At 63.9% G+C, this 15,757-nt stretch carries 16 protein-coding genes; 8 read left to right on the top strand and 8 right to left on the bottom strand.

Features of this window, described 5'->3' with window-relative positions; all coding sequences use genetic code 11:
* Positions 1–222 precede the first annotated feature (222 nt).
* Genes C1D09_RS32100 through C1D09_RS32090 form a run of 3 tightly spaced genes read right to left on the bottom strand, consistent with a single transcriptional unit; the run spans position 223 to position 3,826 of the window.
* Entirely contained in the window at positions 223–2,487 is a 2,265-nt protein-coding gene (locus C1D09_RS32100) for a xanthine dehydrogenase family protein molybdopterin-binding subunit (RefSeq protein ID WP_143977935.1), read from the bottom strand.
* 2 nt (positions 2,488–2,489) lie between these two features.
* Entirely contained in the window at positions 2,490–2,966 is a 477-nt protein-coding gene (locus C1D09_RS32095; protein ID WP_143977934.1) for a (2Fe-2S)-binding protein, read from the bottom strand.
* Positions 2,966–3,826, bottom strand: a complete 861-nt coding sequence (locus tag C1D09_RS32090; protein ID WP_143977933.1) for an FAD binding domain-containing protein — start codon at positions 3,824–3,826, stop codon at positions 2,966–2,968. The genes C1D09_RS32095 and C1D09_RS32090 overlap by 1 nt, the downstream gene beginning before the upstream one ends.
* A 301-nt stretch (positions 3,827–4,127) precedes the next feature.
* Between C1D09_RS32090 and C1D09_RS32085 the strand changes: the two genes are divergently transcribed.
* Positions 4,128–4,571, top strand: a complete 444-nt coding sequence (locus C1D09_RS32085; protein ID WP_143977938.1) for an SRPBCC family protein — start codon at positions 4,128–4,130, stop codon at positions 4,569–4,571.
* Here the strand turns inward: C1D09_RS32085 and C1D09_RS34180 are convergent.
* On the bottom strand, positions 4,565–4,696 hold the full coding sequence (locus tag C1D09_RS34180) for a hypothetical protein (RefSeq protein WP_281288667.1): 132 nt from the start codon (positions 4,694–4,696) through the stop codon (positions 4,565–4,567). The two genes, C1D09_RS32085 and C1D09_RS34180, sit on opposite strands and share 7 nt — an antisense overlap.
* On the opposite strand from C1D09_RS34180, the gene C1D09_RS32080 reads away from it, so the two are divergent.
* Positions 4,695–5,150 carry a hypothetical protein gene (locus C1D09_RS32080; RefSeq protein ID WP_143977932.1) on the top strand — a complete coding sequence of 152 codons (456 nt, stop codon included), beginning with the start codon at positions 4,695–4,697 and terminating at the stop codon, positions 5,148–5,150. The two genes, C1D09_RS34180 and C1D09_RS32080, sit on opposite strands and share 2 nt — an antisense overlap.
* 49 nt (positions 5,151–5,199) lie before the next feature.
* Complete coding sequence (locus C1D09_RS32075) at positions 5,200–6,348, top strand: amidohydrolase (protein ID WP_143977931.1); 1,149 nt, start codon at positions 5,200–5,202, stop codon at positions 6,346–6,348.
* 15 nt (positions 6,349–6,363) lie between these two features.
* Here the strand turns inward: C1D09_RS32075 and C1D09_RS32070 are convergent, their stop codons facing one another.
* Positions 6,364–8,322 carry a putative bifunctional diguanylate cyclase/phosphodiesterase gene (locus C1D09_RS32070; protein WP_167514836.1) on the bottom strand — a complete coding sequence of 653 codons (1,959 nt, stop codon included), beginning with the start codon at positions 8,320–8,322 and terminating at the stop codon, positions 6,364–6,366.
* A 324-nt stretch (positions 8,323–8,646) separates the two neighbouring features.
* On the opposite strand from C1D09_RS32070, the gene C1D09_RS32065 reads away from it, so the two are divergent.
* On the top strand, positions 8,647–9,681 hold the full coding sequence (locus C1D09_RS32065) for a class I SAM-dependent methyltransferase (protein WP_143977929.1): 1,035 nt from the start codon (positions 8,647–8,649) through the stop codon (positions 9,679–9,681).
* Between the two features lie 143 nt (positions 9,682–9,824).
* Here the strand turns inward: C1D09_RS32065 and C1D09_RS32060 are convergent, their stop codons facing one another.
* Entirely contained in the window at positions 9,825–10,817 is a 993-nt protein-coding gene (locus C1D09_RS32060) for a sigma-70 family RNA polymerase sigma factor (protein ID WP_281288668.1), read from the bottom strand.
* A 152-nt stretch (positions 10,818–10,969) separates the two neighbouring features.
* Between C1D09_RS32060 and C1D09_RS32055 the strand changes: the two genes are divergently transcribed.
* Positions 10,970–11,557 carry a dihydrofolate reductase family protein gene (locus C1D09_RS32055; protein WP_143977927.1) on the top strand — a complete coding sequence of 196 codons (588 nt, stop codon included), beginning with the start codon at positions 10,970–10,972 and terminating at the stop codon, positions 11,555–11,557.
* Here C1D09_RS32055 and C1D09_RS32050 read toward each other — a convergent pair.
* Entirely contained in the window at positions 11,554–11,754 is a 201-nt protein-coding gene (locus C1D09_RS32050) for a hypothetical protein (RefSeq protein WP_143977926.1), read from the bottom strand. The genes C1D09_RS32055 and C1D09_RS32050 overlap by 4 nt on opposite strands.
* A gap of 85 nt (positions 11,755–11,839) precedes the next feature.
* Between C1D09_RS32050 and C1D09_RS32045 the strand changes: the two genes are divergently transcribed.
* Both C1D09_RS32045 and C1D09_RS32040 read left to right on the top strand, forming a co-directional pair.
* Complete coding sequence (locus tag C1D09_RS32045; protein ID WP_143977925.1) at positions 11,840–12,652, top strand: PfkB family carbohydrate kinase; 813 nt, start codon at positions 11,840–11,842, stop codon at positions 12,650–12,652.
* Between the two features lie 301 nt (positions 12,653–12,953).
* Positions 12,954–14,159: an alpha-D-ribose 1-methylphosphonate 5-triphosphate diphosphatase gene (locus C1D09_RS32040; protein WP_143977924.1), complete on the top strand. Its 1,206-nt coding sequence runs from the start codon at positions 12,954–12,956 to the stop codon at positions 14,157–14,159.
* Positions 14,160–14,256: 97 nt separating this feature from the next.
* Here the strand turns inward: C1D09_RS32040 and C1D09_RS32035 are convergent, their stop codons facing one another.
* Positions 14,257–14,457 carry a hypothetical protein gene (locus C1D09_RS32035; RefSeq protein ID WP_143977937.1) on the bottom strand — a complete coding sequence of 67 codons (201 nt, stop codon included), beginning with the start codon at positions 14,455–14,457 and terminating at the stop codon, positions 14,257–14,259.
* Positions 14,458–15,170: 713 nt separating this feature from the next.
* Here C1D09_RS32035 and C1D09_RS32030 point away from each other — a divergent pair.
* Positions 15,171–15,757 (top strand): substrate-binding domain-containing protein (locus C1D09_RS32030; RefSeq protein WP_143977923.1); only part of this gene is annotated, 587 nt, incomplete at its 3' end.

Raw genomic sequence — 15,757 nt, 5'->3', positions numbered from 1 at the left:
GCAATGCCGCGATCGATCCATGGCTCGAAGCCGGGATACTGTTCAGCCAGTTTCCTGAACAGCTCCCTGATGTCCTTGGCCTCGACCTCGACCTTGCTTTTGCCGCCGGCGAGCTGGCCGAGCGCGCCCCAGAGGGTGACTTCGACCATCGCCGGACCTCGCTCTATTCCTGATGGAGCATGATGTTATCCGAAAACCGCTTCGCACTTTTCGGCATCATGCTCAGCCTCCCCGTTCCGCCTCGATCGCCGCCAGGATGCGCGGCGGCGACATCGGGATGTGCGTCATGCGCACGCCGGCCGCGTTCGACACCGCGTTGGCGATCGCCGCCAGCGGCGGCACGATCGAGGTTTCGCCGACGCCGCGCACGCCATAGGGGTGGTTGGGGTTGGGGATTTCCAGGATCTGCGTGTCGATCATCGGCAGGTCGGAGCAGACCGGGATGCGGTAGTCGAGGAAGCCGGCGTTCTGCAGCCTTCCGTCCTTGCCGTAGATATACTCCTCGTTGAGCGCCCAGCCGATGCCTTGCGCGGCACCGCCCTGGTACTGGCCCTCGACATAGGTCGGGTGCACCGCCTTGCCGGCATCCTGCACCACCGTGTAGCGGATCACCCTGGTCGAGCCGGTCTCGGGGTCGACCTCGATGTCGCATATATGGGTGGCGAAGGAGACGCCGGCGCCGTCGGCGACGAGCTCGCTGTGGCCGGCGATCGGCCCGCCGGTCTTGCCGGATTCGGCCGCGATCTCCTTCAGCGACAGTCTGCCGAGATTGCCGTGCTTCTCGCCCTTGGCGACCGCATGGCCCTGTTCCCAGACCACGTCGTCGACGGAAATGTCCCACATCTGCGCGGCGCGCTCGCGCAGGATCCTGATCGCGTTGCGGGCGGCCGAGATGGTCGCCATCGAGGAGGAGAAGGTGCCGCGGCTGCCGTCGGTCATGTCGTTGTAGCCGAGGGAGGACGTGTCGGCGACGATCGCCTTGACGTGCTCATAGGCGATGCCGAGCTCCTCCGCCGCCACCAGCGACAGCGACGCGCGGGACCCGCCCACGTCCACCGTGCCGACGGCCAGCGACACCGAGCCGTCCATGCCGATGTTGAGGTCGGTGCAGGTCTGGCCGCCGAAATTGAACCAGAAGCCGCAGGCCATGCCCCTGCCCTGGTTCTTCTTGAGCGGCGCCTTCATGTGCGGATGGTTCTTCACCGCCTCCAGCGTCGGGCCGATGCCGATCGGGCCGTAGACAGGGCCGTAGGACGAGCGCGTGCCTTCCTGCGCGGCGTTCTTGATGCGGAAGTCGACCGGGTCCATGCCGAGCTCCTTGGCAAGCTCGTCGACGGCGCTTTCCACCGCGAAGGCCGCCATCGGCGCCGAGGGCGCGCGATAGGCCGCGGTCTTGGGCCGGTTGACCAGCACTTCGTAGCCGACCGTCTTGACGTTATCGAGCTTGTAGCAGGCGAACGCCGTCATGGCGCCGATCTCGGCCCAGGAGCCGGCATAGGGGCCGGCGCTGTAGCGCAGCGTCGCTTCCGCGGCGGTGATGGTGCCGTCCTTGCGGGCGCCGATCTTGACGTCGATCGAGGTGGCGCTGGTCGGGCCCGAGGCGCGGAACACTTCGTCGCGGGTCATCACCAGCTTCACCGGGCGTCCGGCCTTGCGCGACAGGGCAAGCGCCACCGGCTCGGCCCAGACATGGGTCTTGCCGCCGAAGCCGCCGCCGATCTCCGACGAGGTGACGCGCAGCTTCGAGGCTTCCATGCCGAGCAGCTGGGCGCAATGCTGGCGGTAGACGAAATGGCCCTGCGTGCAGACCCAGAGATCGGCGGTGCCGTCGGACGAGACGCTCGCCACGCAGGCATGCGGCTCGATATAGCCCTGGTGCGTCTGCTCGGTCTTGAAGGAGCGCTCGACGATGAAGTCGGCGTGGCCGAAGCCCTGGTGGACGTCGCCATGGCCGAACTGGCTGCGCTTGGTGACGTTGGAGGGCTTTACCGGCTTTTCCTCCAGCCCCTCGGTGAAGATCGTGTCGTTGATCAGCGGGGCGTGGTGCTGCATCGCCTCGTCGACATCGGTGACATGCGGCAGGATCTCGTAGTCGACCTCGATCAGCTTCAGCGCCTGCCTTGCCGTGCGGGCATCTATCGCCGCGACCGCTGCCACCGCATGGCCGTCATAGAGCGCCTTGGTGCGCGCCATGCAGTTGTCGAGGATGTCGTACATGGCGGCATCGCCATCGGTGAGGTCGGGCAGATCCTTCGCCGTGATCACCGCCTTCACGCCGGCGAGCTTTTCCGCCTTCGAAATATCGATCTTGCGGATCTTCGCATGCGCATGCGGGCTGCGCAGCACGCGGCCGACCAGCTGGCCGGCCATGTTGAAGTCGGCGCCGTAGCGGGCGCGGCCGGTCACCTTGTCGACGCCGTCGGGGCGGATGGGGCGCGTGCCGACGGATGCGAATTTACGCCCGGAAAAACGCGGATCGAAATTCATCTTCAGGCTCCCTTCATCACAATTGCGGCGTCCTGGACGGCGCGCACGATCTTGTCATAGCCGGTGCAGCGGCAGAGATTCCCGGCGAGGCCGAAGCGGATTTCCTCCTCGGTCGGGTCTGGGTTCTTGGCGAGCAAATCCTTGGCCGCGATCAGGAAACCCGGCGTGCAGATGCCGCATTGCAGCGCCGCGTGCTCGAGGAATTTCTGCTGCAGCGTGTGCAGCTGGTCGCCATGCGCCATGCCTTCGACGGTCTCGATGCGCCGGCCCTCGGCCTCGGCGCCGAGCACCAGGCACGAGCACACCAGCCGGTTGTCGAGGATGATCGAGCAGGCGCCGCAGTCGCCGGTGCCGCAGCCTTCCTTGGCGCCGGTCAGGCCGAGCCGGTCGCGCAGCACGTCGAGCAGCGTCTCGTCGGGCTGGCAGAGGTATTCGATAGTGTCGCCGTTGATTGTGGTCGAGACTGCAATGCCAGCCATTATTTGCCTCCTGCGCGTGCGTAGGCGGTCGTTGCGGCTCTCCTGGCCAGCACGCCCGCGACTTTCCGTCTGAATTCGATGGTGCCGCGCTTGTCGTCGATGGGGCGGCAGGCGCCGGCGCAGACTTTTGCCAGCCGCTCCAGTGCCGCCTCGTCAAGCTTCCTGCCGACAAGCGCCTCGGCGGCCTCTTCCACCAGCAGCACCGTCGGCGCGGCCGCGCCCAGCGCCACGCGGGCCGCCGTGACGACGCCATGCTCGTCGATCGTCAGGTTCACGCCGGCGCTGACCACGGCGATGTCCATTTCGGTGCGCGGAATGAAGCGCAGATAGGCGTCGCCCGAGCGCGGCGAGCGCTTGTCGAGCAGGATCGCCTCGATGATCTCGCCCTTGGCGAGCGAGGTCTTGCCGGGCCCGGTCGGCACGGCCTCCACGGCGATGGTGCGCTTGCCCGAAGGGCCGGCAATCACCGCCCTGGCGCCCGCGGCCACCAATGCCGGCACGCTGTCCGCCGCCGGCGAGGCGTTGCACAGATTGCCCGTGATCGTGCAGCGTCCCTGCACCTGCTTCGAGCCGATCAGCTTGGCCGCCTCGACGACGCCGGGCCATGCCTTCTTCAAACCAGCGTTCTCGCCCAAAACGGCGCAGGGGACGGCAGCACCGATGCTGAAACCGTCGGCGGTTTCGCGGATTTCGCTCAAGCCGGCGATCGACTTGATGTCGACGATCAGGTCGGGCTCGACAAAGCCCCCCTTCATCCTCACCAGGAGGTCGCTGCCTCCGGCCAGGATGGCTGCCGTGCCAGCCGATCTGGCCAATTGGCCGACGGCATCTTCGATTGAAAGCGGACGTATGTAGCGCATCGTCTCCCCTTGGATATCGCGATTTCAGCGACCGTTATAAACACTCTCCTCATAATGGCTATCCGGTTCGTCATTTGCGACGATTGGTCCAGCCGCCGCAAAATCGAGTCCCAAATCGGCCGGAATTGCCCTACGCCAGCGCATTGGTGCCCAAAAGCGTACAGCGGTTTTGCGACAACGACATGCACAGGATAAGACAGGCTCGCGGCCGGGTTTCTCGAAAAATTTGCGAGTCCGTGTCGGATCGGTCAAGCCCCGTTCGTCCTTGGGACATCGAACAGGCATCATGAAAGGACAGGATATGCCCGGCACCGTACGTTTGCACCGCGTTCTCACCACCAGCCCCGAGAAGGTCTATCGCGCCTTCGTCGAAGCCGACGCGCTGGCCAAGTGGCTGCCGCCGAACGGCTTCACCTGCACGGTCGACCATCTCGAAGCCAAGGTCGGCGGCACGTTCAAGATGTCCTTCCGCAACTTCACCACCGGCGGCAGCCATGCCTTCGGCGGCGAATATCTCGAACTCGTGCCGGCCGAGCGCCTGCGCTACACCGACAGGTTCGACGATCCCAACCTGCCCGGCGAGATCCAGGTGACCGTGATCCTGAAAAAAGTCTCGGTCGGCACCGAGATCGACATCACCCAGGCCGGCATCCCCGACGTCATCCCGGTCGAGGCCTGCTACCTCGGGTGGCAGGAATCGCTGAGAAACCTGGCAAAGCTGGTCGAGCCCGAGATCAATCAGTAAGGCAGTTCCGGCCGATGCGCGGCGCCGCCGTCGATGACATGCTCATCGCCGGCGGTCGTGCGTTGAGGCCTTGACCATGCGATCGTGCGCGTGAAATCCTCCGGGCCAAAGGGAGGCGTTTCCATGCGATATCTGCTGCTCCTGCTTTCCGCGCTGCTGCTGGCCACCTCCGCCGAAGCCAGGACCCTCTACTACGGCAACAAGGTAGGAATGGAACTCACCATCGTCAAAAAGTCAGGCATCGGGTCCGAGCATGCCAGCATCCTGGCCAGACACGACCGGCGGAAGGCGGGCGTCTACTGCCGCGAATACGGCCACGATTTCTCCAAGGAGTGCATCGACGCCGAAATGAAGTCGCCGCTGCACTTCGAGATATCAGCCAACTGCAAGACCGGCAAATTCACCACCTTCTATGGCGCCAACATGCTGTTCCAGGGCCGCAACAAGGGCACGCAGGTGACGACGGATTATCTCATCACATCGATCGATGACAATGTGGTGCTCGATGGCTCCGGCGCCTCGTCATACGATGTCACGCTGGACCAGTTCAAAGCGCTCTGCCCCAATCGCGTACGCTAACGGTGTTTGCGACACTGTGCCGATCGGAACAAACGGAGGCTAAAAACGCGTGACCCTGACCAACCGGGATATCGTCGAGCTGACCGAATGGCGGCGCAGGCTGCACCGGCAGCCGGAAATCTCCAATGAGGAGGAGAAGACGGCGAAAGAGGTCGTCTCCTTCCTCGCCGACACCGGGCCGGACAGGGTCCTGACCGGCCTCGGCGGGCATGGCGTGGCGGCCGTCTACGACAGTGGCAAGGCAGGTCCGACCGTGCTGTTCCGCTCCGAACTCGACGCGCTGCCGATCGAGGAGCTTTCAGGCGTGCCGCATGCCTCGCAGGTGCCGGGCAAGTCGCATATGTGCGGCCATGACGGGCACACCGCAATCCTCGCCGCCCTTGGCAGGCAGCTCGGCCGCGAGCGCCCGGCCAGCGGCCGCGTCGTGCTGATGTTCCAGCCGGCGGAAGAGACCGGCAATGGTGCTGCGGGCGTCGTGGCCGATCCGCGCTACGGCGAGATCGCGCCGGATTTCGCCTTCTCGCTGCACAATCTGCCCGGCGTGCCGTTCGGCGAGGTCAGGTTGAAGCCTGGCGTGGTCAACTGCGCGTCGCGCGGCATGCGCATCGTGCTCGAGGGCAAGACCGCGCATTCCTCCATGCCCGAGACCGGCATTTCGCCGATGCCGGCGATCTCGCAACTGATGCCGGCGCTGCCCGCGCTCGGCCGCGCCACCTTCGCCGACGACGATTTTTCCATGGTCACCGTCACCCATGCCGAGATGGGCGAGGCCGTGTTCGGCATCGCGCCGGCGCATGCCGAGGTGTGGGCGACGCTGCGCACCCGCCGCGACGAGCGCATGGCGGATCTCTGCGGAGCGGCGCAAGCCCTGGTCGCCGAGATCTCGGCCCGCCATCGCCTCTGCGCCCGCTGGGATTACCACGAGATCTTCGTCGCCAGCGTCAACGCGCCGGACGCGGTTGCGCACCTGCGACGCGCGCTCGACGAAGAAGGCGTCGCGCACGGTGAAGAGGCGCTGCCGATGCGCGCCTCGGAGGATTTCGGCCTCTTCGGTCGCCGTGCCTCTTCGGCGATGTTCTTCCTCGGCGCCGGCGAACGGCACCCGTCCCTGCACAATCCGGACTATGATTTTCCCGACGACCTGATCCCGATCGGCTCGAGAATCTTCATGCGCACGGCGCGCAATCTGCTGGGGTGAGTTCGCCCGCGGTCTTTACGCGGACCTGAGGAACGGGCGCTTCTGGACGCCCCGCTTTGCCTGGAAACTCGCGGCGGGAACCGGACGGCCGACGCGGAAACCCTGGATCTTGTCGATGCCGAACTCGCGCATCAGGGCGATCTGCTCGTCGGTTTCCACGCCTTCGACCAGGATCTGGTGGCCGCGATTGCGCACCAGCGCGATGATGTCCTGCAGCATGGCCATGCCTTTCGGGGTGCCGCAGTCGTGCAGGAACGAGCGGTCGATCTTCACCGTATCGAAATCGATCAGACGCAGCCACGAAAGGCCGGCGAAGCCGGTGCCGAAATCGTCGAGCCAGATCTTGATGCCAAGCAGCTTCAGGTCGCTGATGCAGCGCAGGATGTCCGAGTGCATCTCCATCTCGAGACCCTCGGTGATTTCAAAGGCCAACCTGTTGCCGGTCACGCCCGTCTCGCCCAGAATGGTCGCGACGGACGCGGCGAAGCCTGGCGTCTTGAGCTGGATCGGCGAGACGTTGACACTGACGACAGGGACGTGATCGTCCACCAGCAGCTCGGCGCACACCGTCCGTATTGCCCAGCGGCCGAGTTCCAGGATCGCGCCGGTGCGTTCCGCCACGGGAATGAACAGGCTCGGCGGAACCAGGGTTCCGTCCAGCATCTTGAGACGCATCAGCGCCTCCACCGCTTCGACGCGGCCCGAGACGACATCCTGGATGGGCTGGTAGACGAGTGAGACGAGGCCCTGGCCGATCGCGATCTTCAGCAAGGCCGCGAGGTTCTCGCTTTCGTCGCTGCTTTGCGGATCGGTCGGGTCGAACAGCTTGGCACAATTGCGGCCGCTGGCCTTTGCCAGATAGAGGGCGCGGTCCGCCTCGTGGATGATCTTCTCCAGCTTGGCGCCGGCCTGCGTCCTGGTGAAGGCAGCGCCCACGCTCGCCGTCACGATCGAAATACCGTCGCGCCGCAACTCATGGGTGATCGCCAGCGTCTCCACGGTACGGCAAATGGCTTCCGCCAGTTCCGCGACCTGGTCCTTCTTGTCCATACGGGCGAGCACGATGAATTCCTCGCCGCCATAGCGCCCGATCGAGCCATTGTAGTTCTTGATCAGGTCGCTCAGCGCGTTGGCGACATGGATCAGGCAGCGGTCGCCTTCCTGGTGCCCGTAGCAGTCGTTGAATTTCTTGAAGAAATCGACATCGATGAGGATGGCCGCGAAGCCGTTGCCAAGCTTTTGCCAGTCGGTCCAGTAATCGCGCAGCTTCTCGTCGATCGCGCGCCGGTTTTCCAGGCCGGTGAGCGGATCCGTCCGCGACAGCCTGAGCAGGGCCTTGCCGCGTTCGGTGGCCTCCTTGTGCTGGATCTTGGCTTCCAGCGCGTTCAGGAAGACGTTGTAGCGCTCCTCGTTCAGCTTCCAGTTCACGTAGGAGGTGAAGGTGAAGCACGAAACGTAAAACGTCCCGAACACCATCTTGTATGTCAGCGAAGCCGGCAGGAAATAGTTCACCACGTACAGGATGCACAATATGATCGTCGACGTTATGATCGACACCTTGAAGCTGAACGTGAAAAATAGATTGGCGCTCATCATGAAGATGGTCCCGAACACCATGTAGTAGGCGACGCTTTCCTTGTTGGCGCCCAAGGATGCCGGGAACAACCAGCCGACATAGCCGAAGATGATCGCCGCGGCGCAGGTCACGTCGAGCCACTCCGTGGCCGCGCCACGGCGAAGCTGGGCTTCCAGGGTGAGCAAGGCGGTCAATCCGACCGCGAAGCGCGCGGTGATCGTGTAGGCCGCCACGTCAGGTATCAGCAGCAGGTCGGATGCCGAAAACAGCACATAGATGACGACGGCGATCCACAGGCCAGGCCTGGCGTCTTTCCTTCGCTTCGCCAGGGCTTCGGCGCGGTAAAGGATGCGCAGCTCCGCCGCCCCGAGTTCCTGGCGCGGATCATACGGTTCCATATCCACCGCATCGGCCAATCTGGATGACGCGCGTTCGCTCACAAATCCCCGGCTTGGGGGATTTTGCGCTCCGAACTCTTTTCCAGCTTCTGCCCCCACGCAGGACGGCTCCTCGGGACTCGACACGCTTGCCATGCCGTAAAATGCGATGGCGCCAGACAAGTTTGCGTTAACTCGGGACCAGATTCTTATCTGCAAGATCGCTAATAAATTGAGATGGTTAGCGGGAAATTAATCATAACAATAAAATGCGTCGGAAGCGCCGTTGGCAAATGGAGCATTCTAAGCAATAAGTTAACCGACTGTTAACCAAGGAGTCCTGGTGTGCAAACCGTGTTTGACGGGAAAAGCCTGATTACCGCAGAAATTATCGCCGGCAGCCTGCGCCGGGGTAAGCTTGAGCATCATGGCGAAGAGTTCGAAACGGCACGTGCGGAACTTGCGCTCATCCTCCACGCCACACAGCAGCAGATCGAGCAGCAGAAATATCCCGCCGAGATCGTTCGCCGGCTTCTGTCGCTGCTCAGCGCGCTGCGGGCCAAGGTGCATCCCGACGTCTGGCAGGCCTTGATACCGGTGGCGCAGAACCACCCGATCCTGAAGTATTTTCTGGAGGATCCGCTGACGAACTGGTCCTTCACCAAGCCCAGGGGCTATTCCGGCGACGCGCAGCTGCTCGACTACATCTATTGCGACCCGCATGTTGCCGAGAGCGTGGCCAACGCCTCGGAGATCGGCAAGGCGCTCTACAGCCATACCCAGAACGTTCCGTCATGCGTGGCGGCACGCGAACGGCGCGATCTCCTGACCCGCTATGTCGACGAGACAGCGGCCAAAAACGGACCCGAAACCGAGGTTCTGGCCATCGCCGCCGGCCATCTGCGCGAAGCCAATCGCTCCATCGCCTTGGCCGAGGGCCGTCTCAAGCGCTGGGTCGCGCTCGACCAGGATCCGCAAAGCGTCGGGCTGATCGCACGCGATTTCCAGGGCACCGCGGTCGAGGCCGTCGACGGCTCGGTGCGGACCGTGCTGACGCGGGGCCACAAGCTCGGCAAGTTCGATCTCATCTACGCCTCGGGCCTGTACGACTACCTCCAGCACAATGTCGCCGTGAAACTCACCAAGACCTGCCTGCAGATGCTGAAGCCGAACGGCACATTCCTGTTCGCCAACTATGCCGAGGGAACCCCTGACGCCGGCTACCGCGAGACGTTCATGGACTGGGTGCTGCTGCTGCGCTCGGAGGTCGACATGTGGAACATCGTCAACGCCAGCGTCGACCGCAACTCGGTAGATGCCAAGGTGTTCTTCGGCGAGAACCGCAACGTGCTTTACGCCGTGATTGAGAAGCGCGGGTAAGCAGGGCGGCACCGGCATCCGAAAACGCCTGCCTGACTTGTCGGCTGTGTTTGGCTGGGAGGCGACCTTCGCCTCCTGGCCGCTTTCCGCCTCATGACGGTTACAGGAAGCCCTGAGCGGTTCTGCAGCGGGCCGAAGGCGATCTATTGTGCACCCGGCAGGGATTGCGGCAGGCCGAACATGGGCAGGACTGTCTTTTCGAAGGCGGTCATGGCGCCGATACGGCCGCCGGCGAGAGTGAGCACGAAGAGCCCGGATCCGTGGATGCCGGTGGGCGTGTGTCGGTAGACGCCGAATGCGGGCTGACCGTTGGCTCGCGTCGGTACCAGTCCGTATCTCTGGCCGGAGCCGAAAATGGGTGCGAAGAAGCGCGCCACGATGTCCCGGCCCTCATATTGCAGTGGCATCGGCGGCATCGACAGGAAGACGTCGTCGGTCAACAGAGCCACCAACGCATCGATGTCCGCGGATTCGTAGGCGCTGACGAACTTCGCCACGATCGCGTCCTCGGCGGGTGAATTGCCAACCGGCGGCGGCTCGCGGCCAGTGGTCACCGGCAATCGGCGCTGCATTCCCGCTCGTGCGCGTTTGAGGCCGCTTTTGACCGATTCGACCGAAGCGTCCAGCATCCCGGCGACTTCGTTCGCGTGGAATCCAAGGACGTCGCGCAGGATGAGGACGGCGAGTTGGCGAGGCGGCAGGATTTGCAGGGCGGTCACAAAGGCCAGGGAAATGGATTCGGTTTGCTCGTAGCGCGCCTCCGGACCGAGCGGCACGCTGATGGCGCCGTCCAGAAGAGCGTCGGGATAGGGCTCGAGCCAGTGGATTTCGCCGAGTCCGGTGGGTTCGGGAGGTTCGATTCCCGGGATGTCCCACTGCTTTGCAGCACGCCGGCGAGCAGAGCGCAGCACGTCGAGGCATCGGTTGGTGGCGATTCGGTAGAGCCAGGTGCGAAGCGAGGCGCGTCCGTCGAAACGGTCGAGACCTCGCCAGGCGGCGAGCATCGTGTCCTGGAGAGCGTCCTCTGCATCCTGAAACGATCCGAGCATCCGGTAGCAGTGCACCCGCAGCTCGCGACGATGCGGCTCGGTCAAGGCTCGGAATGCCTCGCCGTCGCCGCTCCGCGCCCTCGACATCAGGTCCGTTCTCGCCAACGCCACTCCTCCCTTTGTGCGGTTCCATACTGTATGGACGCCGGCCAAAGCTCAAAAGGGGCGATCGCCGAGCGCCCCCTTTTGCGATGCCGCGGCGTCTGCACCTTTGACAATATCGTCGAAGGAGCACGGAAATGGGAAAGATCGTCATCAGCACAAATGCCACACTCGATGGAGTGGTCCAGGATCCCGACGGCCAGGAAGGCTTCGAGCTGGGCGGCTGGTTCCGCCGGTCCGCGGGGCCCAGGGACCTCGAAGCTTGGACCGCTGGCGAGACGGAGGAAGTGCTGGGTGCCCAGGCGCTGCTGCTGGGCAGGCGCAGCTTTGAATGGTTCGCGTCCCGGACGCCCTTTATGGAGGTCCGCGTGGGCAGCAAGTGGGCGGCCAGAATGAACGCCATCCCCAAATACGTCGTGTCCTCGACCCTCGACCAGCCTCAGTGGAGCAACACCACGGTCCTCGACGGCGACGCGGTAAGGGAGATTTCGCAGCTGAAGCGGAAAGTGGACGGGGAAATCCTGGTCTATGGCAGCTATCAGCTCGCGCGCACGCTGATGGAACAGAACCTGGCCGATGAACTGCGGCTGGTAGTCTTCCCGGTCGTGCTGGGAGCCGGCCAGCGTCTCTTCGACGAGACCAGCGACAAGAAGTTCCACCTGGTCAACACACGAAAGATCGGTGACGGCCTGGTGTCCTGCGCCTACGAATTCGCTCAGGGCTAGCGGCCGCAGACGGCGACGAAGTCGCGCCGGTGTGTTGAAGCAGCGTCCCCCGTTTTCATGGCATCCGGGGGGCGCTTGGTGGCGGGCGGTTTGATGGGGTTGCGGATGCGGTCATGGACCCCGCACGAGACCCATTCGGTGTTGATGTCGAGCCAGACGAAGCAGCGGTTGTCGACGGTGGCATCGACCCCGGTCATAGTGCGGCAAGAGCGTGCCCGCGCGGCCTCATCGCCGATGCGCCGGCGCCGGGCCGGGGCGACGGAAGACCGAAAGCAGGGGACCATGAGCACAGTCATCGTTGTCGGCCACGTCAATCACGATCAGGTCTGGTGGCTGTCATCGCCCCTCGTCCCGGGCTCGCGCCTCACCTATTGCGATCGGGTTGTCAGGCTTGGCGGCGGCGGGTTCCACACCGGCACCCAGCTGGCCAAGCTGGGCAACGATGTCCGGCTGATCAGCAATCTGATGGACGACGACCATGGCCGGGCGGCACTTGCCAAATTGCGGGCGATCGGCCTCGATACCGGCTACGTCACCATGTGGGCCGGCGAAACCCGGTTCACCGAAATCCTGCTCGAGCCGAACGGCGAGCGCACCATTTTGAACATCGGCGGCGGGTCGCGCCCTCCCTTCGTTGCACCGGAGCCTGTCGGTGGCGAAGCCGCCTATCTCAACGCCCTGGTGGTCGACGACGGTCTCGTTGCATCGCTGCGGACGATCCCGCTGGTGGTCTCGCAGTTTCCGCTGCGCAGTGCCTCACCGCGCCCGGCCGACATCGTCATCGGATCGCGCGCCGACTTTCCCGGCGAGGACACACCGGGGATCTGGGAGCGAGCGTCAAGGATTGCCGGCCCTCGCCTGAGGACGCTGGTGCTGACCGAGGGACTGCGCCCGATCTTGCTCTACGACGGCAAGGCTCTCAATCACGTCACGCCGCTGAAGCAGGTTTGCGTGCCCGACACGATCGGCGCCGGCGACTGCTTTGCGGGGATTTTCCTGCACGGCCTGCTGCAGGGGCTGATCCCTGAACTTTCCGCCGAACAGGCCAGCCAGCAAACCGCCGAATGGCTATCGGAACGATCACGTACCGGCTGAGGCAGGCGATCGCGCGCAGTTCCAGCAAAAGTGTTTGCGGCTTTCCCGGGAGAGCGCGTAGCGCTTTCCCTTGCGAATTGCGTCGACATCAAAGATGTTGGAACGGCCGGCTTTCATGAAAATGTCATAAAAATCAAATGGAAACCGGCATTCGAGTGAACTAGAAAACATGTCCCTGGAGAGATCGTGATCGAGGTGTCGGCAAGCCGGCGCAGCATCGCCATGATCGGCGTCTTTCATCACCCCAACGAGGTCGCCGACCTTGTCGCCCGCGACATCGCTGCCTTGCAAGAGACATGACATGTGGCTGAGTGAATTCGAAATTGTCCTGCGCGACCGCGTCATCCCGAACGGCGCCGTCAGGATCGAAAACGGCCGGATCGCCGAGATCCGCGAGAAGCCTGTCGGGAATGCCGACATCGAGGGTGGCGGCCGCCTGCTGCTGCCCGGCTTCATCGACATGCATGGCGACATGGTGGAGAGGGAAGTCGAGCCGCGCATCGGCGTGCATGTGCCGATGCGGATCGGCATTGCGGAGCTCGACAAGAAGCTCGCCTCCTGCGGCATCACCACCGCCTATGCCGCGCTTTCCTTCATCGGCGCCAGCGTCACCAGCGGCGTGCTGCGCTCGGAAGCCCATACGACTGAAATCATCGGCACCATTGCCGGGATGAAAGACCACCTGTTGGTCGACCACCGCATCCATGCCCGCTTCGAAGTGACTTTCACCCCGGCGATTCCCACGCTGCGGAAGCTGATGGACGCCGGCAGGCTGCACTTGATCTCGCTGATGGACCATACGCCCGGACAGGGACAGTATCGCGACGTCGAGCTCTACATCGCCCGCATAGCCACGGAGCGTGGCATGTCCGTTGCCGCGGCCTCCGAGGTCGTCGGCAAGCGCATGGCCGGCCGCGAAGGACAAGGCGATGTGCTGAATGCCCTGCAGGACCTGTCGGCGCGCGCCCAGGCTGCCGGCATCGTGCTCGCCTCGCATGACGACGACACGCTGGAAAAGGTCGAACTGGTGCATGGCCTGGGCGCCGCGCTCAGCGAATTCCCGGTGACCCTGGAGGCGGCGCAAGAAGCCCGCAGGCTCGGCATGCGTACCGCTATGGGCGCGCCCAACGCGCTGCGCGGCGAGTCCTATTCCGGCAATCTTTCCGCCCGGCAGGCATATGAAGCCGGGCTGCTCGACATGCTGGCCAGCGACTACCATCCGGCGTCCATCCTGCCGGCTGTGCTCGGCCTGGCGGAGCTGCGGGGCGATGGCCTGGCGGCGGCGCTGACAAGCGCCAACCCGGCCAAGGCCCTTGGTCTCACCGATCGCGGCGCCATTGAGCCCGGGCTTCTGGCCGATCTCGTTGTCGCGGATCCGCATCCCGTGCCACGCGTCCGCGCCACCTTCCGTGCAGGCCGCATGATTTACGGTGACGGCACGCTTGCATCGGCGGGCAAGGCAGAACGCCTTGGCCCCATCGCGGCTGAACGGCTACCGGCCGCCTAGAGGTTTTCCCGGGGATAACGCATAGCGTTTTTCCTCCGAAACTGCGTCAAAACAAAGCGTTGGTGCAGCTCGCCGTTTGGCGGGACAGGGTGAGGCACTAAACATCGAGCACGACCGTCATGCCACGCACCTCGGCCATTTCCAGCAGCATGTCCTGCAGGGTTTCGGTGGCCAGCCCCGCGCCGGTCATTGCCAGCAACCCGGTGATGCTCTCTCTCATGGAAATGACCTCGGCTCCGGTTTTCTCGGAAAGCAGCCGGCCGATGGCCGCGCGGACCTGGGCATTCTGATCAGACATGGTTCCCCCTTTCATGCCGGATGACAGTATAAGTCTTCTCAAGCGGCATGCTTTTTTTCACAACTTCTGCGAGCTTTAGACCAAGCTTGCAAGCCGTATTGCCATGCCTGATCTGCATTATTTGTGCGACAGTTGCCCGACGACGACAGTGACGGCAGCGCCCATAGGTGGCGTCCGTTTCCCCGGCCTCAGGCAGGGGCCAACGGCACTTCGCGTTAATGCAGCCCGGTGAGAGTCCTGCCTCTGCCGCGCTGGCAGTTCCGCAAATCTGGCGAAAATCGAATACGAACCCTGTCAGCTCGTTCAGGCTTCCAACACGGTCCAATGCAACCTCACCATCCCCGGGAGCCCTTTAACGCCCGCGCCCATCAGAAGTTGCATGAGGGTGGAATTTTTGCCGTGGCGAACTTGGGCAGCGCGCCCTGCGGCCAGTGGGTCAAAATCGCTTCGCACCATTTTAAATCTTGACGCGTGTCAATTTTTTATAAAACATGCGCAAACGCTGATAGGGCTAGGTCAGCGCTCTGGGAGGAGAAATGCCTGGCATGGAAAAGGTCCCGACCGGGGTCCGTCGTCCGCGACACGTTTGGCGTTCGCCGGGCCGCAGGCCGCGCGACGTCGCCGATGCAAGCATGGCTCCCGCAGCACCGGCCACGGGGCTCCGTGGGCTTGCCGACAAGACACATCCAACAATCAAGAAGCGGAGGAACAGAATGCGCATCTTCAACGGCCTGACGCTCGGCGCGGGCCTGCTGGCAACCATCGTCACGGCGCCGTCGCATGCCGAGGACGCGGCCAAGGTCGCGGCCATCGTCAAGGGCCTCGACAACCCCTTCTTCCAGACCATGCAGAAGGGCATCGAGGAGCAGGGCAAGGCCAGTGGCGTCAATGTCAGCGTCCAGGCCGCCGCCAATATGGGCGACGCCACCGGCCAGGCCGACCGCCTGACCGCCATGGCCATGCAGGACTTCGATTGCTACCTGGTCAATCCGATCAGCGTCTCCAACCTCGTCCAGGCGCTGGTGCCGGTCGCCCACAAGAAGAAACCCATCGTCAACATCGACTCGACCATCGACGCCGAACAGGCCAAGGCCGCCGGCTTTGCCGTCTCGACCTATATCGGCACCGACAATGTCGCCGCCGGCGCGCTGGCCGGCGAGGAAATGCTGAAGCTGGTGCCGAAGGGCGGCAAGGTGGCGCTGATCGCCGGCATCGTCGGCGATGTCGGTTCCAATGCCCGTATCAAGGGCTTCAAGCAGGCCGTCGAGGGCAAGCTCGAGGTCGTGGTGATGGTGAGCGC

The sequence above is a fragment of the Mesorhizobium intechi genome (assembly GCF_002879535.1).
Lineage (GTDB): Bacteria > Pseudomonadota > Alphaproteobacteria > Rhizobiales > Rhizobiaceae > Mesorhizobium > Mesorhizobium intechi.
Note: the sequence above shows the minus strand (reverse complement) of the source record. Positions and strands in the feature narration are given on the sequence as shown.